Source organism: Candidatus Methylobacter oryzae (genome assembly GCF_003994235.2).
Lineage (GTDB): Bacteria > Pseudomonadota > Gammaproteobacteria > Methylococcales > Methylomonadaceae > Methylobacter_A > Methylobacter_A oryzae.
The window spans coordinates 1-23,446 of the sequence record NZ_RYFG02000080.1; the positions used below are offsets into that span (position 1 = coordinate 1).

Below are 23,446 nucleotides of genomic sequence, written 5' to 3' on the forward strand. Positions count from 1 at the left end.
TGGGTAGCGCTTGCGGTGTTTTCTTTTAGCCATTGCAAATTTTAAATTTTGCAGGTTTTGCAACTCAATGGCTACTTTTAAAACACGCACTCAGAGACGGAAAACCTCGATAGACTTCGTTAGGCATGCTGGCAAATTTTAGCGTTTCGCCTTGTAAGTAATAACGATTTGCCGACTGTTCCTGTGCGGTTTTGATGATAAACGAATTGTTTTCATTATCTGATAATTGAATAGTACCGCTAGCTTCAAGCAGTTTTTTATTAGCGATCGTTGCGATGTGCTGAGTTTCGGCACTTACAGGACAAGCTAACCGATCTGGATAGAGAATCCTAACCCGTCTTGCGCGGGTACTAACACTGGCAACGCCTTCTAATACCCAATCGTCACTTTGTTGTACAAATATCCAGGGAACTTCATTGTCCAATTCTTCGCCATCAGTTAATGGTGTTTCATAGATAAGTGTCGATAAATGCTTAAATCGAATCGTATAACCGTATGCAGCCTGATCGCCTTTAACGGCCCCAGAGGGACGCGGCATTTTTAAAGAGGATTTTTGTTGATACGTAGTTTTCAGTGCCACACCTAACGAGCGTGTCACTCCGTCATTGCTAATTAACTCAACGTCCAGCCTTGAAGGTATCGTCTCGGGCAGATTAAGTTTTTCCAAGGCAATAAAACTTGCAAATTCAAGCTGTAATTGCAAGAGGCCATCATCGCGCACACGCCGGATACCACGAAATGGTGTATTCATTACTGCATCATCGGCTTTTGCCGCAGTGATAATCATATCCGAAAGTAGCTTCTGTCCGACTTCTGTACCTATCGGCAACGGAAATTGCTCTCGCCATAAGGGTATCTGTTGATCTAAATAACTGACAGGATTGCTATGTTCGTGCAATCGGTATTTTTGTTTAAGCTCGACCACCGTTTTTACCATGTCACCTAAAATCGCATGGCTTTGATCATTTTGATAATTTTTCGGAATATAGTCACATTCACTAATAAGTGTGTCGGCGTGTATGCCGGTATGGTGCAAGCGCGTGTATTTGGGAATCACCTGCTTTAATACTCTGCCTAACCAACCGCTGGAGTTATTCAGTTGATTAAGCGGCAATCCTCCTTCGATTGCTATTGAACCTAAATATCGGGAGCTGCCATTGATAATCCGTACCTTACGCTTCCAATAACGTAAGCCTAATTCAACAACCAGATTACGACGCACTGTTTTTAGCTCCCTGGCATCGGCTCCGAACGAAGTAAACACTTTTTCCCATGACCACAAACTGCCGTCGTATTCTCGCCGCCACCATTCCGCAGCGTAAATAACAAAAGCAGCGTTCCAACCAGATACTTCAGCAAGATTGGCAACGCCGAATAACGCGCTGGTTTTCAAAGAGGTTTTTAATGTTTCAAAGTCGCTATCGTTTAGACGGTAACGATAAAGCGGCTGCCCGTCCGGGTGGTTTATTTGTCTGGATGCGAGAAATTGCTTAAGCCAGTCTTTAGGTACCATATAGTATCCTTCATCAGTTGATTTGTTTGGAAGCTCGGCTAAATGCCTGCTAAGACGATAGCTTCTGCGACCCTATGCTTGAGTTAAAAGACTCTTCCGCAAAAGATTCGGACCTGCCTGCGTTAAGAGCATAATGCAAAAAGCACTGGTGCCTCTGGTATGTGCAGTGGTTTTGCCAGCAGCCGCAAGACTGTAAAACTCCAATATTTCTCCAGCCATCACATTTGTCTGACTTTCCTGATCCTCCAATAAATGCTCCAGAAAAGCTGTAAATAATGATTTCCCCGAACCGAAAGACCCCGCCAGCGACCATGCCTTTGAAACGAATTTTTGGTTCAATGTTTCGGCAATAATATTTGATAACGTTGACCATGTTTTTGCCAACGCCTAATTCAATGGTGGATTTATCCGGTGATGCAAAAAAAGCCTTGTTGTCGAAAGCTTGAAAGCCCTTGGTTAGCCATGAGTAGCGCAGGGCGAAGGCTTCATGGCGACCGAATGATGCTTTCTGTTTATGAAAAAAATTGAGAGAACTTTCCATGTTTTGGATGTAGATTAAGTTAGATGGTAAAGATTTTTGGAGTCGAAAATCACGTGTATATGCATAACTATGAAGCAAAAAACGCCCGATGTATGCCAGCCAAAGCTTACACGTCTAGTAATATCGATGAAATTGTATACAGCTAATACTCAAGTTAACTTATTAGGCTTATGATATTTTTAATGTTTTAAATACTAAAAAACAGATTAAACTATTTTTTAAAATTTTCACCCAGAGCTATAAAGTTGTTTTTTCCGGTTTCGGGGATTATCTATACATACGAAGTATGTTGAAGTTTTTTTATGAGCCTAGAAAAGTCAACCCTACCTATACATGCCGTTTATTAAGCTCATTCCAATAATTATTCTTGTCCTGCTCAGCGCCGGTTGCGCAAGAACTTATCAGGCCAGATACGTCGAAACCTCGCATTTCCTTGATGATTACTCCCTGCTTAAAGACGGTGAAGACGGCGACGCTTTGTTAAGCTTCTGGAAACCGGGCACTAATTGGGCCGCTTATAAAAAGATCGTTTTAGAACCGGTCATTACCAGCAAGCTGCCCGATTCCGACCTGAACGACATGACTCATGCCGAGAACCACAGGCTTCAAGAACTTCTTGAATACAGGATGCGCGAAGCCTTAAAGAAGAATTTTAAACTGGTCGCCCATTCCGGCGCAGATACGTTACGCATTCAATTCGCGATTACCGATGCGGAATCCTCGATACTGTTACTGGATTTATATACCTCCGTCTACCCTTCCGCTCGTGCATTATCGTTGCTTAAAATGCTGGCGACAGGCACCGAATCTTATGTCGGCAAGGCCAGTATCGAGGGAAAAATCACCGACTCGCAAACAGGCGAATTACTGATGGCTTCGGCAGACTGCCGGGCAGGCGGAAAAACTTTATTGGGAGCTTTCGACAGCTGGGACGATGTTGAACAAGCCTACCAATACTGGGCGAGCCAATTAAATTATCAGCTTTGTAAAAAACAAGGGCATACTGATTGCCCCGAGCCTGAATAACGCTGTTTTTAACCGGAATCCACTATGACCATTAAGCCGCTGCTTACCCTGTTATTTGTTATGGCATTTGCCTCCCCTGTACAGGCCGAAATCTACCAATGGATCGACGCTGACGGGAAAGCGCATTTTTCCGGTTCAAAGCCTGTTAATCCGGCCTCCATCGAAAGCCGCAACGATCTTGATACGAAATCGGCGCCGGTTGCCGGCAAATCGGCTGTATCCGTAGATATTTACATGACCAAGTGGTGTCCTTATTGCAAAAAAGCCATGGCATTTCTGAACAAGAATAATATTCCCTTTACAGCTTACGATATTGAACAAGATGCCGATGCCGCCGCGCGCAAAAGAAAGCTTGATCCGCGTTATAGCGGCGTTCCGCTGGCAGTTATTAACGGTGCCGCCGTTCGCGGTTTTAGCGAAGATTTATATCAAGAAGCTTTAGCGAAAAAATAAGCTGATCAATCGAGGCTAATCTATGAACAAAGTATGGTTAGGGATATTTTTTTCAGGATTGCTATGGTCGGCCATACAGCCCAAAGATTACCTGACCTGGATGCTTGAAACAGCGCCCGCGGTAATCGCTTTTATCGTGCTGATCGCAACGCGCCAACAATTCCGCCTGACGGGTTTAGCGTACAACTTGATCTTGATACACAGCCTTATTTTAATGATAGGAGGCCATTACACTTACGCGGAAGTCCCGCTGTTCGACTGGCTAAAGAACGCATTCAACTTGGACCGTAATAATTACGATAAAGTCGGCCATTTTGCGCAGGGCTTTGTCCCCGCGATAATCGCAAGAGAAATCCTGATCAGGAACCGCGTGGTTGAGGGCATCAAATGGCTTCAATTTTTCGTCATCTGCATCTGTCTTGCAATCAGCGCCTTTTATGAGCTGATTGAATGGTATGTTGCACTATTAAGCAAGGAAGCGGCTGAAGCGTTCCTTGGCACTCAAGGGGATGTCTGGGACACGCAATCGGACATGGCTTTTGCTCTGCTTGGCGCAGTACTGGCATTGGTTTTGTTAAACCGTATTCATGACCGGCAGATTGGCAAGTTGACGACTGACTCAGCGCAAGCGCCATCATAGCTCTCGTGCTCGCTGCCAAGCAGTTTTGTTATTTCCTATTCCTCATTCATTGTAAAATAGCGTCTATTAGAAACCACTACTACCGATAACCATCATGAAATCAACATTAACCGTTAGCGCTGTGCAACAGCCCTGCGATGAAGACAGACAAACCAATCTTGATCTTTCCATAGCCAAAATCCATGAAGCCGCTGCCGCAAACGCCGATTTGGTGGTATTGCCCGAACTGCATCTGGGACCTTATTTTTGCCAGAATGAAGATTACAACAACTATACGCTTGCCCAGTCTATTCCGGGCCCGACCACTGCGATTTTATCGGATGTGGCTAGAGAACTGGGTATTGTTATCGTGTCGACTATTTTCGAAAAGCGCGCGCCTGGGCTTTATCACAATACTGCCGTGGTTTTCGACAAGGACGGCAGTATTGCCGGCAAGTACCGTAAAATGCATATTCCCGACGATCCGGGCTTTTACGAAAAATACTATTTCACTCCCGGCGATTTGGGTTTTAAGCCCATCGAAACCTCGATCGGTAAATTAGGCGTATTGGTATGTTGGGATCAATGGTACCCCGAGGCTGCCAGACTGATGGCTTTGGCCGGCGCGGACCTGTTGATTTACCCGACCGCGATAGGCTGGGACCCTGAAGATACAGTTGAAGAACAACAACGCCAGTTGGATGCCTGGATTACCGTTCAGCGCGCCCATGCCGTCGCCAACGGCATTCCGGTTATTTCCTGCAACCGGATCGGCTTTGAGCAGGCGCCGAATTCGACGACAGGTACGGGTATTAATTTCTGGGGCAACAGTTTTATCGCCGGTCCGCAAGGTGAAATTCTTACCAGCGCCAATGACTCGGAAGCCAAAGTGCTGAGCTATACGCTTGATAGCGCAAGGTCTGAACGAGTCCGGCAGATATGGCCGTTTCTGCGCGACCGCCGGATTGATGAATATGGCAATTTGACTAAGCGTTTTATCGATTGAGGCACTAATGCAACAACGGCGAAAAGCGAAAAAATTCGCTTTTCGCCGTTCACCTTTCAAACCACGTCATCCGCGTTCCATTGCATTTGATAGCGCTCAATAGTTACCGGAAACTTAATTATGCCTACGTCAGACAGTTCGGATGTTTTTAGTCAAATACACATTGATGTTGCACGTAATGCAACGGATGATTTCAATTTGTTTCACGATAGAAACCGGTGGTTGCGCATCAATCGCAATCCATTTAACGGCCCAATTGCGCTCGGTTTTCAAGTGGAATCGTTGCTTGAACATAAAGTTTTCCTGCATCGCAAGCTATATAAAGAAAACAAGCTTATCAGGGATAAAAACCTGCGCTTCAGCAACTACCAGTTTTCATTTGTTAATGCGGTCAAGCCCGGACAGGTGGTATCGGTCGATATCAAACCCTCGAAATTTAAGGAAGACCCCGAGACGATACTCAGCAACCGGATTACGGTTAAGTCGGATGGCGAACTGGCTTTGCTGGGCTATAAAACCGAATCCAAATTTGCTTTATTTCTGACTATTCCCGAGCTTCCGCAATTTGGTGCGCTGAGTCAGCATCCCGACCGGTCTTTTATAGCCGGCAGCAGTTTTTTCTTGAAGCGGAAATATATTACTACCAGTAACGCAAAAAACTTTTTGTGCGGTTCCCTGGTCGATCAGGATGCTTTCTTCGACCCGTTTAAAAATAAAGTCGTATTTCCCGAAATATTTCCGTGCAGCCTGATATCCAGCGCGTTGCTGGAAAAAGCGGTTTTAGAAAAGCACGATTTCGAACGCAATCCGCTGGTGTATATGTCGCATAAGATCAGTATCGATCGCAGCTATCTTACCAAACTAAAATCCGGCGAAGCGCTGTATATACTGATCAGGCAAATACCTCCCGAACCAAAGAAAGACGGTATAGGCAGTGCAATAGAATCACCTTATCATTACGAATGTTACGGTCTGATGGAAGACAAAACCATTCTCTACAGAGCGCTTATTTCGCTGGCTCCGCTGGAGCAAATTGTGAATACGCTGAAGTAATTCGCCATGACGGACTTGAAGTATTTAATCGGCTATCCTGATCCTATAACCGCCCAAGTGCACCAGTTGATCGACAACAATAAACTGGGCGAAACGCTGCTGAAAAGATACCCGGCCGCTCATACGATCAGGACGGATAAAGCGTTGTATGCTTATACCGTTGACATCAAGAACGCTTCGCTAAAACAATCCCAGCCGCTCAGCAAGGTGATTTACGACGATAAGATTAAAGATCTTCATCATGCGCTGGGCCTTCATACGTTTATTTCCCGGGTCCAAGGCAGCAAGCACAAGGCTAAAAATGAAATCCGGGTAGCTTCGCTATTTAAAAATGTGCCGCTGGAATTTTTACGGATGATCGTCGTCCATGAACTGGCGCATTTAAAGGAAAAAGATCATAACAAGTCGTTTTACAAACTATGCGAGCATATGGAGCCTTCTTATCACCGGTTCGAGTTCGACCTGAGGCTGTATCTGACTCATATAGATTTATTCGGGAGACTGTACTGATGAATTGGCAAGCGATTATCCGGCATATTGAATCAGCGACTCAGCAACCTTTTAAATTGCTTAAGGCGCAGCCGCTCTCCGGTGGCGATATTAATGCGGCTTACCGCTTACAATCGGCTGATCTGAGCTTTTTTGTCAAAATGAACAAACCAGAACGGTTGCCGATGTTTGAAGCCGAAGCGGCGGGGTTGGAAGTCTTGGCGCAAACCCGGTCCATCCGCATACCCAAGTTTATTGCTTGCGGACAAACATCCGAACATGCTTTTTTAGTGCTTGAGCATATTACCCTGCATAGTCTAAATGCCCGTTCCGAACAGTTGTTGGGCCAACAACTGGCGCAACTGCATCTTCATAAACAACCATATTTCGGGTGGCACCAAGACAATACCATCGGCAGCACGGCACAGGTCAACGGCCAGTATCACGACTGGATTAAATTCTGGCAAGAACAGCGTTTAGGCTATCAATTAAATCTGGCGGCCTCTAAAGGTTATGACGGTAGTTTGCAAACACTGGGTGAAAAACTCTGTACTCGTTTAGAAGCGTTATTTTCAGGTTACCGGCCGCAACCGGCGTTAGTGCATGGCGATTTATGGAGCGGTAACGCGGCGGCAGATGAGCAAGGTAATCCGGTTATTTTTGACCCGGCCTGTTACTTTGGCGACCGTGAAACCGATCTGGCAATGACCGAATTATTCGGCGGCTTCGGTCCGGCTTTCTATCAAGCCTATCAAACCGTTTATCCGTTGGATTCGGGCTATGCGCGCAGGAAAACGCTATATAACTTATATCACATACTCAACCACCTGAATTTGTTCGGACGAAGCTATCTCTATCAGGCAGAAAACATGCTCAATAAGCTGTTGGTCAATTGATAAAACCACTTTTTCGGTAGTAAATCAAAATAAAAAACCGCTCAACCTTAAAATTAGGATAAATCCCACACACTAAATAGTATAAAATGTTGCGGATGATGTCTCGTTTTTCACATAGAAGCCACATAATTGATCTTTTATATTGCACCTGAGTATCGATGAGTCTCAACCTGACAGTACAACAAGTTTTTTGCTGGTCTATACAGTTGACTGTTCAGCAAGATTATCAGGCGTTAACATATAAATTCTTAGATATTCTTGACGAGATTACCTGGATCGATAACTCGGCTATTTATGAGATTTATCACCACGAAAGAAAAAAAACCGGAGAAACCAAGACTGTTCCTGAACTATTGATCAAGCGCTTTCCTCTTGATTTCACCAGAAATTACGAAGAAGAAGATCATAATAGTCTATTTGCCGAACTTGATCATTCAACTGACTTGCATCTTAGCCCACCGGATGAATCCGGCTTACATGCCTGGGCCATCTTTTCAATAAGAGGAAGTTGCGGCCCTGAACGCGCTATTCATCTGGAAGGTGCATTTAACCGGAAAATGATTGAGTTGCTGAATAATTTACGGGAAATGTATCGAAATTTAGTCATATTACATGACACTAAAGAGCGGGATGTACTTACCAAACTACCTAATCGGCAATCTTTAGATGCCCGCTTGTTACAAGTTTGCGAACATTACAGCGACTACCAGATCATTGATAAGTCAGAAGAAAAAAGCTCCTGGATTGCCATACTGGACATTGATCATTTCAAACGGGTTAATGATGATTTCGGGCATTTGTATGGGGACGAAGTATTACTGATATTCAGTCAATTGATGGAGAAATGCTTTCGCTATAATGATTTTCTATTTCGTTTCGGCGGCGAAGAATTCGTTGTCATCCTGAACTTGGCCAGCCAGGAAACAGCTATCGCGGCTTTTAACCGTTTCCGGGACGTGGTTGCGAATTATACCTTTCCTAATGTTGGGCGCATCACCGTCAGCGTTGGTTTAACGCATGTTGACGGTAGATCGATGCCCACGACGCAGTTGGATCATGCCGATAAAGCGCTTTACTATGCCAAGGACAACGGTAGAAACAGAGTGGTATTATATGAGGATATATCTATTTTTACAGATGATAACGATCTCAGTGAAATCGAGTTATTTTAGCGCAGTACACAGTTAACCCTTGATCAAGCTAAAATACACGCTCGCCTCCTCATCTATAATACTAGGATAGTGGCGGTCAATCACACTTGTTATCATTCATGAGGAAAAGCTAATGGCCGATATAAAATCCCCAACTGTTTCAAATCCAGGCATGCTGATTCCGGTCAATCCGGCTATCGAAAATTACATGCATAGCTTGCTGCAAAATACAGATCATCCTGTATTGACGGAAATGGAAGCACTTGCCCAAAAAAATAACTTCCCTATCATTGGCCGTCTAGTCGGCGTGTTCATTGAGACGCAGGCTAAAATGATTAATGCCGAACGGGTATTCGAATTCGGCAGCGGCTACGGATACTCAGCCTATTGGTTTGCAAGAGCGGTAGGCCCAAAAGGTAAAGTAATCTGTACCGACGCCGACTTCCTGAATCAAGAAAAAGCCGAACAATATCTCAGTACTGCCGGTTTATGGGATCGAATCGATTTTCGGTCGGGCATTGCTCAAGATGTATTTTCTCAAACCGAAGGGCTGTTCGACATCTGCTATAACGACGTCGATAAAGGCGATTATCCTGAAATCTGGCGTATGGCTAAAGACAGGATTCGCCCCGGCGGGCTTTATATTGCCGATAATGTGCTTTGGCGGGGACGAGTTGCCGTTGAAAAACATACCGATATTTTTCCAGGCTGGACCGAAGCGATCATTGAACATAATAAGCTGATCTTTAATGATCCCGAATTCGATACTTTTATCAATCCTAGCCGTGACGGAGTAATCGTCGCAAGAAAAAAGACCGTATAAAAAAGATATTTCTTCTTTATAAATAACATTATGCTACTGCCTTACATCAATGAGTCATGAGGATTTACCAATGCCCTATACCCAAGATATTGTGGAAGAACTGAACATTCTTGTTCGCTACAACCTGGCTACCACTCAGGAAGGAATTAAGGTACATAAAACAGCCTCCCCGGAAGCAATTGCCGCCACTCATCGACTATTCTTAAAAGGCCTCATATCCCAGGACGATGGGGGCTATCTAACCAATCTAGGCCTTGAAACCGCAAAGCAGGCCCAAACAGTCCTGAATATACTCAAGACTTAAAACCATAACCCGAACGGTTATATATCAAACCGCGAGCAATAAAAAAGGCTTAGCGATTCCAGCGCTAAGCCTTTTTTGTTATTGTTCAATTACCGTTTATACCCGTTTCGTTTGAACAGGCAAGCTGTTCAACTCAGCTTTAATTTAAGCCGCCAGCTCAACCGCCGCTCTCAATTTTTTCATCGCATTTTGCTCTAATTGCCTGATCCTTTCCGCAGAAACGTTGTAACGTTCGGCAAGCTCGTGCAATGTAGCTTTTTTGTCGACTAACCAACGACTTGAGAGAATATCCAGGCTACGTTCATCCAGCTCAGCCAGCGCATCGGCCAATACATCCTGCTCATGCCCTTCCCAATCCGAATTCTCAAGCAGCACTGCCGGATCGGCACCGTGCTGATGAAGATAGCTGGCAGGAGCAACATAGCTTTCTTCCGTTGACTCGTCAGCCGGCATGTCAAATGACATGTCCCTATTTCCCAAGCGTTTTTCCATCTCGTAAACGGAACTTACATCGACATCGAGATCCTTGGCAATCGCCGCAGCTTCGTCATTGGATAACCAGCCGACATCCTGTTTAGACTTACGTAAGTTAAAAAACAGTTTGCGTTGCGCTTTGGTTGTGGCGATTTTTACAATAGCCCAATTCTTAATAACATATTCGTGAATTTCAGCTTTAATCCAATGTACGGCAAAGGACACTAAACGTACGCCTATGTCAGGATCAAAACGTTTAACCGCTTTCATCAAGCCGATATTCCCTTCCTGAATAATATCCGGCATAGACAAACCATATCCACTGTAACCTCTAGCCACATGGACGACGAAACGTAAGTTGGTCATAACCAGCTCGCGTGCCGCTTCCAAGTCGCCGTTATCTCTAAACTTTACAGCTAACTCGCGTTCCTGTTCGACTGTCAATTTAGGCATTTGCCTAACAACATTTAAATAAGCATCGAATGTTCCGACTGATAAATTAATAGGTAAAGCTAATGCGTTACTCATTGAAACCCCCTGTAAGAAACTTTTTTTGAATTCTAGCACTCTCTAACGAAGAGTGCTAATAATTTTCTACTCGGGTTTTAATTGTCGAAGTTGGAAATGAAGCACTATCCAAGAACCTACCACGCCTAATACAGACGAAATGAATAACAATGCCAGAGTTTCAGTAAAGCCAAAGAACAGTACACGGAAACCGTCATCGTAGAGCCCGGAGAGTTTTTCAATAGGTTGTTTCAAAATCAGCATGATTATTGTGACAATAAACCATGCAGCGACACCGGAAAAAAAACCAATCCAAAAACCACTGTACAAGAATGGCCTGTGAATAAAGCCGTTGGTCGCGCCCACCAGTTTTGCGATCACGACTTCATCGCGACGATTATGCACTTCCAAGCGTATGGTATTGGCTGTAATAAACAACACCCCGGCCCCCAGCAACAAGCTCAATAAAACAACGCCACGCTCCGCGACTTCCATAATAGACTGTAAGCGTTTGACCCATTGCATATCCATCTGTGCGAAATCAACTTCCGCGGATCGCTTGAAATCGTCAAGCAAAGCCTCAAGCGCCTGCTCTTCTTTCAATGAGTTTTTGGGCAATACCTGAACAACAAGCGGCAACGGGTTATTCTCCAGGGCTTTTACCGCATCACCGAAGCCGCTGTATGCCTGAAATTCCGCCAACGCCTCATCCTTTGTAATTAACTTAACTTCTTGAATATCGGGATTCTGCTTAATGCTGTTAACAAACTTGTTCGCTCTTGTCTCTGAAATTTCGTCTTTAAGAAACAAAGAAATCTGATTGCTGGCTTCCAAATTACCTGCCAACTGCTGGAGGTTCACCACCAAAATATAAAAACCGCTGGCTAGTGAGATGGCAATAGCCAACACAATAATCGTCATTACAAAAGAAAAACGCGATGCAAGTAATCGCCCAAGACTCGAAAACAATGCATGCGCATGAAGATTCCGATAAGCGTGAAATTTATCGACAAAATTTCCACCGGAAATTTTCGTTTGCCAGCGCGGCTCCTGCTTACCTACTTTTTTGTTAACAACGTGCTTCATCATTTAACTTGCCACCAATTGGCCGTGGTCCAGCTTTAATATCCGATGGTTCATTTGAGCAATCAATGAAATATCATGTGAGGCAATTAATATGGTGACGCCCACCTGTTGAAACTGTTCGAACAAATGCATTATCTCCGCAGACAATTCAGGGTCAAGGTTTCCGGTCGGCTCATCGGCCAAAATCATCGGCGGCTTATTAACTACCGCTCTTGCAATGCCGACTCGCTGCTGTTCGCCGCCGGACAGCACTGCCGGATATTTTTTTTCTTTGCCTAATAGGCCGACTTTATCCAATGACGCCCTTACCCTTCGGGAAACTTCGTGATGCCCGTAACCGGCTATCACTAGCGGTAATGCAACATTATCGAAAACCGTTCTATCCTGCAGCAATTTGTAATCTTGGAAGATCAATCCCACTTTCCTGCGTATAAAAGGAATTTGCCTGTCCTTAGCCTGATTGAGATTCTGGCCGTCCAATATAACCTGCCCGCGGCTGCAACGCTCAATCACTGCAATCAATTTCAATAATGTACTTTTTCCAGCACCTGAATGCCCTGTCAGGAAAGCCATTTCATTACGCTGCAGATGAAAACTGACATTGCGCAAAACATCGCCTGCGCCAGGATACCTCATACTGACATTATCAAACTTTAACATAAGCTTCTTTAGTCTTTGACAAATAACGCATCTACAAAAGCATCTGCATCGAAATCCTGCAGATCGTCTATACCTTCGCCTATTCCTATAAAACGGATGGGGATTCCGAACTGTTTAGCCAGCGCGAAAATCACGCCGCCCTTTGCGGTACCGTCAAGTTTGGTCAAGGCCAAACCTGTCAACGACACAGCCTCATTAAACAGTTTTGCTTGCGACAAGGCATTTTGCCCGGTACCGGCGTCCAGTACCAACAACACTTCATGAGGCGCGGTTTCATCCAGTTTACTCATAATGCGTTTTACTTTTTTCAACTCATCCATCAGGTTGGATTTGGTATGCAAGCGCCCTGCAGTATCGGCAATTAAGACATTGATACCTTTTGCCTGCGCCGACTGTACCGCGTCGTAAATAACCGATGCCGAATCGGCTCCGGTGTGCTGAGCGACGACATGAATATTATTACGCTCGCCCCAAGTTTGTAATTGCTCGACAGCAGCAGCTCTAAACGTATCGCCTGCAGCTAACATGACACTATGGCCTTGTGTCTGCAAACGTTTAGCCAGTTTGCCGATAGTAGTGGTTTTACCCGCTCCATTGACGCCGACGACTAAAATAACAAAAGGCTTGTCCTGCTTGGGGATATGCAAGTTTTTGCTGCAAGGACGAAGCATACTCAGTAACTCCTGCTTTAAAGCGGCTGTCAACGCCTCGCCGTCATTGAGCTGGCGCCGTTCAACACGTTCCGTTAAACGTTTGATTATTTCTGTAGTCGCATCAATACCTATATCGGCCATTAACAAACTGGCTTCGATTTCTTCCAGTAAATCCTTGTCAATTTCCTGCCGACCGATAGGCATATGCGCCAAAACGCCGCTAAGTCCCGAACGAGTCCGCTTTAGCTGTGTTTTAAGACGTAAATATAACGACTCAGGTTCCGCTGCCGGATAAGCTTCTTCCTCTATAGGAACAATTACACCTTCGCGACGCGTCTGAACCTCTACTCGAGGCTCCAGTTCTTCAGCATAACCATATCGACTATAAAAACCGATGGCAATCAACGGCAACATCAGCAACGCGGCAAAGCCATTATGAACAATGGCCGCCCACAAAGGTTCTCCAAACCTCACGCCAACAATACCCGATCCGATCTGCATCAATAGCAGCACGCTCAACCATAAACCGGATCTTCTTATTGGCTTTGAATGATGCTCGGATGTAGCGTTCAACATCAACAAGGTGAGTACGATAAAACTGGCCAGCGCCCCAACCCTATGCAGCCAATTTGCAGCCACTTGTGCATCGAACGCTATAACACCGGTATAACCTGTATTTAAACCGCTAAAGAAATTCAATGCCGTTTGGTAATCGGCTTGAGGCCACCATGAGCCATTACACTGAGGGAATCCCGAGCAGGCTAAAGCCGCATAATTGGCGCTAACCCAGCCGCCTAAAATGATCTCCAAAAATAAGACCAGCATTGCAAGCCGGGAAAATACAGCCAAGCCGTTATTGCGTATAGTTAATAGAGAAACTTTCGGATTAACCCTCAAATACAGCCAAAACAGCAGCCAGAAAGCCATCATTGCCAACAACAAATGCCCGGTTACAATAATAGGCATAACGTGGAATTTTACGGCCCACATTCCTAAAGCCGCCTGCAATCCCACCAAAAGCACTAAACCCGATGTAGCGGTAACGGCCGCTAACCGGATTTGTTGCTGACGCCACGAAAGCAACGCCAACAATAAAACAGTTATTCCTAAGGTCGCCGCCAAGTAACGGTGGCTCATTTCCTTCAAAGCTTTTTCAACATCCGGAGTCTGGCCGGGAAATGCCTCAGCAGCATGCGCTTTAAAATCGGCTTGATCGCTAACAATGGCTTGCCCATAACATCCGGGCCAATCAGGACACCCCAGACCTGCCCCCGATAGCCGGACGTATGAGCCGGCTACGATGACTATTAACGCGAGAACAACAGCAAACGAAGTTATTTTTCTAAACATTTTTATTTTCCACTATCCGATTTGTGAGATTCGTAAAAGATGCATGAGATCGCTCTTTACATCATAAGGATCGAAACCCGGCTCATACTGCATCATTAAATTACCCAACGGATCCATTAATAAAAGCATTCCATCCGGTATATTGCCCTGTTTAAGTGAAGAAACTTTCTTTACAAACATATCATTAGGCTTAACTTTCAATAAAGTCCTGTCATCTTCCCACCATTTATTCGCGGTTTCCGGCGCAACATCTTTTAATACCACAACAACTCGCCGCGTACGGGTAAGCTCTTTGTTTAACATCAACCGGATTTGCCTGGTCTTATGGATAGCTTCAATGCAAACATCATTACAGTCACTATTGGGAATTACATTTACCAACAGCCAGTGACCGCTAAGTTCGGACATATTGTCGGTTGAAAACTGATCAAAGCCGCTCAAGTCTGAGCGTTCTGTTGTCAATGGTGGCGTTATTAACTGCCCATGATTCGTTTGCCCGTTTAAGAGCTGAGGATGCTCTTTTAGCCCCCAAGCGATTAAAAATGGGATAACCGACATCCCAAAGATAACCAAAATTAATATATGATTTTTATTCTTTTGATTTTGCATCATTCTTTTTAAAACTGTACCAAATAAATAATATTGTTAGAGTCAATGCCAATGCAAACCACTGAATTGCATAAGCTGTATGTTGCTCGGGTTGCATAATGGTCGATGTATGCCATTCCCGCTTATAGCCATCAGGCAATTCTTTAGCCAGTTCAATCTGGAACGGGAGCAATGAATAACCTAATTTTCTAGCCAAGACATTAATATCAACCACCTGAACTATTGATGGCCAACCCTCGGTTGGAATTTCCGCTCCGGCTAATTTTATACCAACGCTTGGAAAATTATTAATTCGTCCTGCGATAATTGCTTCTGCTTGTTTAACCTCCAAACCAGAAGGAATCGACCGGTCTTTATTTAGTGGAATCCAGCCCCTGTTTACCAAAACAGCCTTGGTTTCGCCTGTCAATATAAAGGGGGTCAAGACAAAGTAACCTACCTTTCCGTCACTGATTTGATTATCTATCAAAAACTGATGGGCTACATCGTAGCGTCCTGTAGCTTCAACATTCCTATATCTCAGCCCTTCTATACTATTTTCAACCGCTGACGACAAATGCAGCGTTTCTGTTGCCGCGGCTTGTTCTTGAGCTTTCAGAAAGACTCGTTTCTGCTCTGCGCGGTCTAATTGCCACATTCCCAACGCAATTAATACCGCTAACAGACTTAGATAAACCACTGTTGGAATGATTTTAAACTTCATTGACTAGTATCCGAGTAATCATGCTTTTTTGTTTATTCTATTGGCACAAGCTTCTAAATAACCGAGAATACAAAAAATTTCTCTATTAACGAACATAACTACTCTCATGATTATAAAAAGCATCGTTGTTATCGCCTTTATTCTGATAATTATCAGCCTGGGCTCAGCGCTATTCCATCTGGTTAAACATAAGACTCAGGAGCAATCCGAAAAAACAGCTAAAGCATTGACTTTTCGCATTGCACTTTCAATCCTATTGTTTATTTTCATTTTTATTGCTTTTGCAACCGGCTTGTTCACGCCTCATGGCCTAGGCGCTCGAATGCACCAAACTCCGGCTGCTGCTTCCAAATAAAAAATCCTTCCCGGCAAAAAAAAAAGCGCTGTCTATTAGACAGCGCTTTTTTTGGTATAGCTGTTTAAATTAAATTACATAAACAAATATAAATAATCCTAACCATACTACGTCAACAAAATGCCAGTACCAAGCCGCCGCTTCAAAGGCGAAATGATTCTCGGGTTGGAAATGGCCTTTCCAGCTTCGAAATAACACAACACTCAGGATAATAGCGCCTACGCAGACATGGAAACCGTGAAAGCCGGTTAACATAAAAAAGGTAGATCCATAAATCCCTGATCCCAAAGTCAAGCCCATTTCAGTATAAGCTTCATGATACTCGGATGCCTGGAATGCGACAAACAAAAGCCCTAAACCTACAGTAACCGCTAATCCTTTAATTAATTGATCACGATTTTTTGCAAGCAGGCCGTGATGCGCCCAAGTGCAGGATACACCGCTGGTTAACAATATTAAGGTATTTAAGAAAGGTAAGCCCCATGCTCCCATAGACTCAAAATTGCCACCGACTTTGCCCGGACCATTGGTAGGCCAAACTGCTTCAAAAGCAGGCCATAGCAGTTCTTTCGTCGCCGCTTTGGTTCCCTCTCCACCTAACCATGGCACCGATAAATTACGCGTATACCAAAGCGCGCCGAAGAATACGGCAAAGAACATGATTTCCGAAAAGATAAACCACATCATGCCCATACGATAGGAAATACCAACCTGCGTACTATACATGCCTGATTCGCTTTCACCGGCCTGCAAGGTAAACCATCCGGCCAGCATGATAATAAACACAGCCAGCCCCAACCCCATCCAGGCCGTACCGGCAGATGAGCCATTTAAATAATTTGCAAATCCAGCCAGCATCATTAACAAACCGCCAGTGCCGATAACAGGCCAGGTGGCTTTATGCGGAATGTAATAATCGTTATTTGTAGACATGACCTTCCTCTCTCATTTTACTGATGTTTCAGTATTATCAAAAAATGTGTATGCAAGCGTAATTGTTTTATATTCCTTTGGAATCTCAGGATTAACGACAAAACGCACCGGCATTGTTCGCCCTTCCCGCGCTTTGAATGTTTGCTCTGAAAAACAAAAACACTCTGTTTTTTTAAAAAATTCAGCAACTGCTCCGGGCGAAATACTTGGAATCGCCCGGGCAACCATTACTTTGTCGGTCTTATTTTCCGCATAAAAATTCACCGTATAATATTCGCCGGGATGAACTTTTATTTTTTTCATTTCCGGACGAAACACCATTGGCGTTGCTTCGTTCAATGCGGTCATAAACTCTACGGTAATCTCTCTGTTTTTATCAACTTCGTAGCCAACTTCCTTAATAGCGGACGATTCGACTTTTCCATTGAGCCCCGTTACTTCACACAAAACATCATAAAGCGGAACCAGAGCATAGCCAAACCCAAACATTCCCAAAACAACAAACACCAGCAGCCGAACCAAATTTGCGTTTTTTTTTGTAACGCTTTCGTTCATTGAGAAACTGCTCTTATCACTGCAAAGACATAAATAATGACTGCAATTGCAACCAAAGCTACTGCCGTCAAAATATTTTTTTGTTTGGTATTCATTGTTTCACCTGATACGTTACCTAAGCAGGTTGCTTTTTTAATAAAGCAACCTGGCCCGGAATACAACAACCTAGATATGCTCAGTAGGTATAACTGTTGGGGGTGTAGTAAAAGTATGATACGGCGGTGGTGATGGCAGGGTCCACTCCAAGCTATGCTTAGCAGCATCTTCCCAAACTTCACTTGTTACTTTCTCGCCTGTGCCGCCTTTGATTGTATGGATAACAATATACAAGAACAGCAATTGGCTAGCGCCAAAAATAAAACCGCCAATACTGGAGATCATGTTCCAATCCGCAAATTGAACGGCATAATCGGGAATTCTTCTTGGCATCCCCGCAAGTCCCAAAAAGTGCTGGGGAAAAAACAGAACATTTACCGATATAACCGACAACCAGAAATGCAATTTACCGATTCTTTCGTCATACATATGGCCAGTCCATTTAGGCAGCCAAAAATAGCCTGCAGCCATCAAAATAAAAATAGAAGCAGGAACCAATGTGTAATGAAAATGCGCAACAATAAAGTAAGTATCGTGATATTGGAAATCAGCAGGCGCAACCGACATCATCAAACCGGTGAAGCCGCCCATTGTAAACAGAACAACGAAAGCGATACTGAACAGCATCGGTGTTTCAAACGTCATTGAACCTTTCCACATAGTCGCAGTCCAGTTAAACACTTTAACGCCGGTAGGGATCGCAATTAACATCGTGGCATACATGAAGTACAACTCACCGGCAATCGGCATACCGACTGTAAACATGTGGTGCGCCCAAACGATAAATGACAAGAATGCGATTGCAGCAGTCGCATGAACCATTGAACTATAGCCAAATAAAGGCTTACGAGCAAAGACTGGAATAATCGTAGAAGCCACGCCGAAAGTAGGCAAAATCATTACATAAACTTCAGGATGACCGAAGAACCAGAAAATGTGCTGATAAAGAACCGGATCACCGCCGCCCGCTGCATCAAAAAAGCTGGTGGCGAAGAATTTGTCAGTCAGCAACATGGTCACTGCACCAGCGAAAACCGGCATGATAGCGATTAACAGAAAAGCAGTAATCAACCAAGTCCAGACAAACATCGGCATTTTCATTAAAGTCATGCCCGGAGCGCGCATATTGAAAATGGTTGCGATGATATTAATAGCACCCATGATTGACGAGATACCCAGCAAATGCACTGAGAAAATCGCAAAAGGCAATGCCTTACCGGTTTGCAACACTAACGGCGGATACAAAGTCCAACCGCTGGCAGGCGCGCCGCCTTCCATGAATAAGGTACTAGCCAGTAATAACACACCGGCAACCAATAACCAGAAGCTCATGTTGTTCATACGCGGCAATGCCATATCCGGAGCGCCAATCATCATTGGAATCATCCAGTTAGCCAAGCCAACGAATGCCGGCATAACAGCCCCGAACACCATCACTAAAGCGTGCATGGTGGTCATTGAATTAAAGAACTGGGGATTAACAAATTGCATGCCCGGTTCAAACAATTCAGCACGGATCACCATTGCCATTGCGCCGCCAACAAAAAACATCGCCAGGGCAAACAGTAGATATAACGTACCAATATCTTTATGGTTGGTGGTAATAACCCACCTTAAGAGCCCCTTAGCAGGACCATGATCATGATGATCATCATGTTCAGCGACTACAGCAGACATATTTTATACCTCTTGAAACTATAAAAAAGATTAGATCGGTAAGAACGCAATGACTTATTCATTTTTACCTGCCACCGGTATTCCCGATTGCAGAGCTTGGATAGCTAAAGGCTGAATAGCATCACCTACTGAGTTACCCAAACCATTACGGGTATATGTTACGACTGCGGCAAAATCAACCGCGCTTAACACTTTTCCGAAAGCCGGCATCATGCCTTTTCCTTCAGAGACTAGCTTAACTTGAGCATTAATATCGCCGGTTACTACAGGGCTTGCTGTCAAAGCAGGGAAAGTACCTGGCAACCCGGCACCGTCCGGCATATGACAGGATGCGCAATTGGTTTCATAAACAGCTTTACCTTTAGCGACCAAATCCTCTTTAGTCCACTCCTTGCCAGCCGAGCCCGCCTCAGCAGCCGCAGCGGCTTTTTGTTGCTCTACCCAAGCATTGTACTCAGGTTCATTCATTGCGATCACGACAATCGGCATAAAGGCATGGTCTTTACCGCAAAGCTCAGTACATTGACCACGATAAGTACCCGGTTCATCAACGGAAGTCCATGATTCATTAATAAAACCTGGATTAGTATCTTTTTTCCAACCTAAATCAGGCACCCACCATGAATGAATTACATCCGCCGAGGTAAACACAAAACGAATTTTTTTCTTAGTAGGTATAACTAACGGCTTATCAACATTCAACAAGTAATTTGGAACAGAGCGAGGATCTAAACCAGAGCCGACTTGGCGTACTTTATTACTGCCTTCGTCCAGGTTGCTGAAAAAATGAATTCCATTATCGAGATATTCGTATTCCCATTTCCATTGATGCCCGGTTACTTTAATAGACATGTCGGACTCTTGGACGTTGTCCAATTCGATCATAGCTTTCGTAGCAGGGATAGCCATGCCGATCAGGATCAGCGTCGGGATAATTGTCCAAGCGATTTCAACCGCTGTATTTTCGTGAAACTGCTCCGCTTTATGCCCTTTTGACTTACGATGATGGTAAATCGAATAGAACATAGTCCCAAACACACCGATTCCTATGAATACACAAACCCATAGAATCAACATGTGCAGGTCATAAAGATCGTTACTGACCTTTGTAACCCCTCTCATTAAATTGAGCGTATATGCCGCCTGCGCTGTTCCCAGGCCAAAAGCCATTAAGATCAGACCTGCGAACAGTTGCTTTGTTTTCTTCACGGAGCAGCCTCCTAGTTAGTAGTTATAAACTCTTGTATATGCGTTATATCGTTTCGCAACTTCAGGGTATTCCTATACGCTTGCCCTATTCCATATTGCGTAATAATTATCACAAATAATCTTTTCAATTTTAACCTATGAAGGCAATCTATACCAGCTGTCCTTTCCTTGAATTTATTTAGCACACTAAAAAGGCTTGTGAATCAATATAACTCACAAGCCTTGCTATTTTTAGTGTTGAAGCTTGATTAGCTGTTTAATGCATCCGCATAAGCCATATCAAAGTTAGGAATGTGGTTATCTAACCATCCTTTAACCAATTGACCTACGCCTTCGTCAACTTCTGCCTCGCCTGCATGAAATTTTGTTTGCAAACCACCGCAGATGCCTAATAAAGCTTCATGCTCTTCCTTATGACGGCTATAACCGGCAAAACCTTTTGCCTGCATTTCTCTTTCTTCATGGGCAAAATGTTCGACAACATATGAAATCAAGTCATCTAGCTGAGCACCAACTGCCGAACGCTCTGCTCCGCTTGTTGCTAAATCATATAATTTATTAAGCTTATCAAATAAAGTTTGATGCTCCTGATCTGCAAATCCAACATTTGTACCGTATTGACTAGCTGTCCAAGTAATTAAAGCCATAATGTTTCTCCTGATAGTATTTATTATTTATTTACCGCACAAACATTATGGATTATATCCGCTTCTAAATCCACATTTAATTTATGGTATAAATCAACCTGCCTTCTTGTTGATTTACAAGGCGGCAACACCATATCGGAACAACGCTTATGTTAGTGTAACTTTGTCAAAAAAGAAGGATCAATTCGACATTCTCCAACCTCGGACTGATCCTGTAGGTCCTGCTCAAAGTCACGATAAGCAGGCAACTGAAAAGCAATGCGTGTGATTTTTCCGCCTAAAAACTCAAATTCCATCGCACCGCCTTTAACACGCGGACCACCCTCTTTTGTAGTGAACAATAAAATACCTGCATTGCTTAAATATTTTCCCAAACCATCGGGAACCGGTCGCGCACAGCTCAGGTCATTTATCAACAATCCGGAAAAAACCTGAGCTAATTGATTAGCCGTAATGATCATACCTTCCCCAGGAATCGGTACAACAGGAACAGCGGCATCAACCTTAGCAACCGAAGCATCCGCCGGTGCCACAGCAGGATTCAGCAATAATTCCAACCCGAAGTCACCCAAATGATTTTGCAACAATACACTGCCATCGCCATTCTTTGCCGTATTTAGCAAAGGAAACAGCTGTCGCTCCATTTCTACCTTATTCGGATTTTTTAATACGGCAACCAACTGTCTCTCAATGGACTTGAGCGGCAAAAACAATTGCGCTTTTTTATAACTTGCTTCCCCCATCTGATCCCAGTCGGACTGCGTATTAACCGGCAAGCCCATCGATTTCATAACCGCATAATCATCAGGGGCCAAACAATTAGCAAAATTTTTGCTGCGATAACTTTCCATGACTTTAGGCCGGATTTCCTCATGCAGAATCCTTTGCCGACTGATGTTGTAGTTATTCCAATCTCCATTTTTAGCCAGAAAATAGTAAATCACTGCATTACGGTCAAACTTATTAAACCCCAAATCTTTCATCACCAGCTTCAATTTCCGGCAGTTACTCTCAACTTCCTGATAATTATTCCAATCGGGCTTTAAATTCGGTTTTGACGGATGTGTGGATTGCTCAATCAATTGCTGGAGATTTATCTCACCTGTCGCCGATTTTATTGGAGAATAACCGATTTCTTCGAAGGTCAGATCACGCGCATCGGGAATTCCGTCAGCAGTTGTTTTTAATAATAAAGAAGGCAGAATTTCCGGATAAATCTTTAGCTCGCCAAGTTGCTTAGCGTCTGAACCTAACAGATTAAATCCGCCTTCAGCAACATCATAAACTTTAAACATTGTTTGATTTAACGTTCCCGTTTTACCGGAAAAAATCGTGGCGGCCGGTAACGAATGCGATTCAGAGCTATGTTTTGCAGTCTGGTGAGGCGTAGATGTTGCCGCTGTTTGCTGATTTCCTTTTACCCATTGCCCGGCAACCTGCCCCATGACAGCAACCCCCATGCCGACGCCTGTTAACGCCAGCAAATTGCTAGCCGTATTCACATCACTAACCAAACCAGACACATCCATATCGCTATTCGCATTCGTGTAAAAATTATAATCGACCATCGTTTCCTTGCCTGAATCCAGGCGAATCCACGGCGTCAAATAAAGCTTTTTAGCATCGAATGTAAAGTTGCATTTACCTGTTGTCGCCTGGTACAAAAAACCGGTAGCCTCGCGATTGAATTTAAGCGTCTCATTACGCACGCTATAAATAAGGGCTGCCGATAAATCGCCTTTTTCGTAAGACGGCGCCATATTGGTACAGCCGCTTTTTAAGACATTGTCTCCTTTGAAGTCGAACTCCGAAATCAACCGAACATAATAATCGTCACCGTCAATGGCTTGAAAACCTTGTAAAGGCTGAAACTGGCTCGCCTGCGTTGAAGGATGATCAACTACAATTTGCCGAGTCGTTGTACATCCGGACAATAATGCACCGACAATTAAGATAAATTTTACTGATGAGATAGTGCGAATCGACATGCTTTAACCTTGCGCCGTCAGTTAAACGGCGAATCTGACTGGATGAAAAAGAAAATGACAGGCCTTTCAG

At 44.1% G+C, this 23,446-nt stretch carries 25 protein-coding genes; 11 read left to right on the forward strand and 14 right to left on the reverse strand.

Features of this window, described 5'->3' with window-relative positions:
* Positions 1-64 precede the first annotated feature (64 nt).
* Both EKO24_RS08390 and EKO24_RS08395 read right to left on the reverse strand, forming a co-directional pair.
* The gene (locus EKO24_RS08390; protein ID WP_127030221.1) at positions 65-1,513 is read right to left on the reverse strand and encodes an STY4851/ECs_5259 family protein; all 1,449 of its coding nucleotides are present in this window, start codon (positions 1,511-1,513) and stop codon (positions 65-67) included.
* Between the two features lie 49 nt (positions 1,514-1,562).
* Entirely contained in the window at positions 1,563-2,054 is a 492-nt protein-coding gene (locus EKO24_RS08395) for a DUF4007 family protein (RefSeq protein ID WP_143733203.1), read from the reverse strand.
* A 333-nt stretch (positions 2,055-2,387) separates the two neighbouring features.
* Between EKO24_RS08395 and EKO24_RS08400 the strand changes: the two genes are divergently transcribed.
* From EKO24_RS08400 to EKO24_RS08445, 10 genes are all read left to right on the forward strand, one after another.
* Positions 2,388-3,080 (forward strand): DUF3313 domain-containing protein, encoded by a 693-nt coding sequence (locus EKO24_RS08400; protein WP_127030219.1) that lies wholly within the window; start codon positions 2,388-2,390, stop codon positions 3,078-3,080.
* Between the two features lie 24 nt (positions 3,081-3,104).
* Positions 3,105-3,533 (forward strand): glutaredoxin family protein, encoded by a 429-nt coding sequence (locus tag EKO24_RS08405; RefSeq protein ID WP_127030218.1) that lies wholly within the window; start codon positions 3,105-3,107, stop codon positions 3,531-3,533.
* A gap of 22 nt (positions 3,534-3,555) precedes the next feature.
* Positions 3,556-4,173, forward strand: coding sequence for a DUF2238 domain-containing protein (locus tag EKO24_RS08410; RefSeq protein WP_127030217.1), 618 nt, complete (start codon positions 3,556-3,558; stop codon positions 4,171-4,173).
* Positions 4,174-4,267: 94 nt separating this feature from the next.
* Positions 4,268-5,158: a carbon-nitrogen hydrolase gene (locus EKO24_RS08415; protein WP_127030216.1), complete on the forward strand. Its 891-nt coding sequence runs from the start codon at positions 4,268-4,270 to the stop codon at positions 5,156-5,158.
* A gap of 120 nt (positions 5,159-5,278) precedes the next feature.
* Positions 5,279-6,211 carry a hypothetical protein gene (locus EKO24_RS08420; protein WP_127030215.1) on the forward strand — a complete coding sequence of 311 codons (933 nt, stop codon included), beginning with the start codon at positions 5,279-5,281 and terminating at the stop codon, positions 6,209-6,211.
* 6 nt (positions 6,212-6,217) lie between these two features.
* Positions 6,218-6,721, forward strand: coding sequence for a YgjP-like metallopeptidase domain-containing protein (locus EKO24_RS08425; protein ID WP_127030214.1), 504 nt, complete (start codon positions 6,218-6,220; stop codon positions 6,719-6,721).
* Entirely contained in the window at positions 6,721-7,596 is an 876-nt protein-coding gene (locus EKO24_RS08430) for a fructosamine kinase family protein (protein ID WP_127030213.1), read from the forward strand. Before EKO24_RS08425 ends, EKO24_RS08430 begins: the two co-directional genes overlap by 1 nt.
* 158 nt (positions 7,597-7,754) lie before the next feature.
* A complete protein-coding gene (locus EKO24_RS08435; RefSeq protein ID WP_127030212.1) occupies positions 7,755-8,768 on the forward strand; it encodes a GGDEF domain-containing protein in 1,014 nt (337 codons plus the stop codon).
* A 112-nt stretch (positions 8,769-8,880) separates the two neighbouring features.
* Entirely contained in the window at positions 8,881-9,570 is a 690-nt protein-coding gene (locus EKO24_RS08440; protein ID WP_127030211.1) for an O-methyltransferase, read from the forward strand.
* A 70-nt stretch (positions 9,571-9,640) separates the two neighbouring features.
* Positions 9,641-9,874, forward strand: a complete 234-nt coding sequence (locus EKO24_RS08445; RefSeq protein WP_127030210.1) for a TIGR02647 family protein — start codon at positions 9,641-9,643, stop codon at positions 9,872-9,874.
* 144 nt (positions 9,875-10,018) lie between these two features.
* On the opposite strand, the gene rpoH is transcribed toward EKO24_RS08445, so the two are convergent.
* The 6 genes from rpoH to EKO24_RS08475 form a co-directional block, all read right to left on the reverse strand.
* Positions 10,019-10,876, reverse strand: a complete 858-nt coding sequence (gene rpoH, locus EKO24_RS08450) for an RNA polymerase sigma factor RpoH (protein ID WP_127030209.1) — start codon at positions 10,874-10,876, stop codon at positions 10,019-10,021.
* A 66-nt stretch (positions 10,877-10,942) separates the two neighbouring features.
* A complete protein-coding gene (ftsX, locus tag EKO24_RS08455; RefSeq protein WP_127030208.1) occupies positions 10,943-11,944 on the reverse strand; it encodes a permease-like cell division protein FtsX in 1,002 nt (333 codons plus the stop codon).
* Positions 11,945-12,601 carry a cell division ATP-binding protein FtsE gene (gene ftsE / locus EKO24_RS08460; RefSeq protein WP_127030207.1) on the reverse strand — a complete coding sequence of 219 codons (657 nt, stop codon included), beginning with the start codon at positions 12,599-12,601 and terminating at the stop codon, positions 11,945-11,947.
* Between the two features lie 8 nt (positions 12,602-12,609).
* Positions 12,610-14,604: a signal recognition particle-docking protein FtsY gene (gene ftsY, locus EKO24_RS08465; RefSeq protein ID WP_127030206.1), complete on the reverse strand. Its 1,995-nt coding sequence runs from the start codon at positions 14,602-14,604 to the stop codon at positions 12,610-12,612.
* A gap of 12 nt (positions 14,605-14,616) precedes the next feature.
* Positions 14,617-15,213, reverse strand: coding sequence for a hypothetical protein (locus EKO24_RS08470; RefSeq protein ID WP_127030222.1), 597 nt, complete (start codon positions 15,211-15,213; stop codon positions 14,617-14,619).
* A complete protein-coding gene (locus tag EKO24_RS08475) occupies positions 15,194-15,916 on the reverse strand; it encodes an SURF1 family protein (RefSeq protein WP_127030205.1) in 723 nt (240 codons plus the stop codon). Before EKO24_RS08475 ends, EKO24_RS08470 begins: the two co-directional genes overlap by 20 nt.
* A 106-nt stretch (positions 15,917-16,022) precedes the next feature.
* On the opposite strand from EKO24_RS08475, the gene EKO24_RS08480 reads away from it, so the two are divergent.
* Positions 16,023-16,271 carry a twin transmembrane helix small protein gene (locus EKO24_RS08480; protein WP_127030204.1) on the forward strand — a complete coding sequence of 83 codons (249 nt, stop codon included), beginning with the start codon at positions 16,023-16,025 and terminating at the stop codon, positions 16,269-16,271.
* A 69-nt stretch (positions 16,272-16,340) separates the two neighbouring features.
* On the opposite strand, the gene EKO24_RS08485 is transcribed toward EKO24_RS08480, so the two are convergent.
* From EKO24_RS08485 to EKO24_RS08510, 6 genes are all read right to left on the reverse strand, one after another.
* Positions 16,341-17,204: a cytochrome c oxidase subunit 3 gene (locus EKO24_RS08485; RefSeq protein WP_127030203.1), complete on the reverse strand. Its 864-nt coding sequence runs from the start codon at positions 17,202-17,204 to the stop codon at positions 16,341-16,343.
* A gap of 12 nt (positions 17,205-17,216) precedes the next feature.
* On the reverse strand, positions 17,217-17,759 hold the full coding sequence (locus tag EKO24_RS08490) for a cytochrome c oxidase assembly protein (protein WP_127030202.1): 543 nt from the start codon (positions 17,757-17,759) through the stop codon (positions 17,217-17,219).
* A gap of 165 nt (positions 17,760-17,924) precedes the next feature.
* Positions 17,925-19,532 (reverse strand): cytochrome c oxidase subunit I, encoded by a 1,608-nt coding sequence (gene ctaD / locus EKO24_RS08495; RefSeq protein WP_127030201.1) that lies wholly within the window; start codon positions 19,530-19,532, stop codon positions 17,925-17,927.
* Positions 19,533-19,586: 54 nt separating this feature from the next.
* Positions 19,587-20,741 (reverse strand): cytochrome c oxidase subunit II, encoded by a 1,155-nt coding sequence (gene coxB, locus EKO24_RS08500; RefSeq protein ID WP_127030200.1) that lies wholly within the window; start codon positions 20,739-20,741, stop codon positions 19,587-19,589.
* 248 nt (positions 20,742-20,989) lie between these two features.
* A complete protein-coding gene (locus tag EKO24_RS08505; protein ID WP_127030199.1) occupies positions 20,990-21,388 on the reverse strand; it encodes a bacteriohemerythrin in 399 nt (132 codons plus the stop codon).
* A 152-nt stretch (positions 21,389-21,540) separates the two neighbouring features.
* Complete coding sequence (locus EKO24_RS08510) at positions 21,541-23,376, reverse strand: hypothetical protein (RefSeq protein WP_127030198.1); 1,836 nt, start codon at positions 23,374-23,376, stop codon at positions 21,541-21,543.
* Positions 23,377-23,446: the final 70 nt, after the last annotated feature.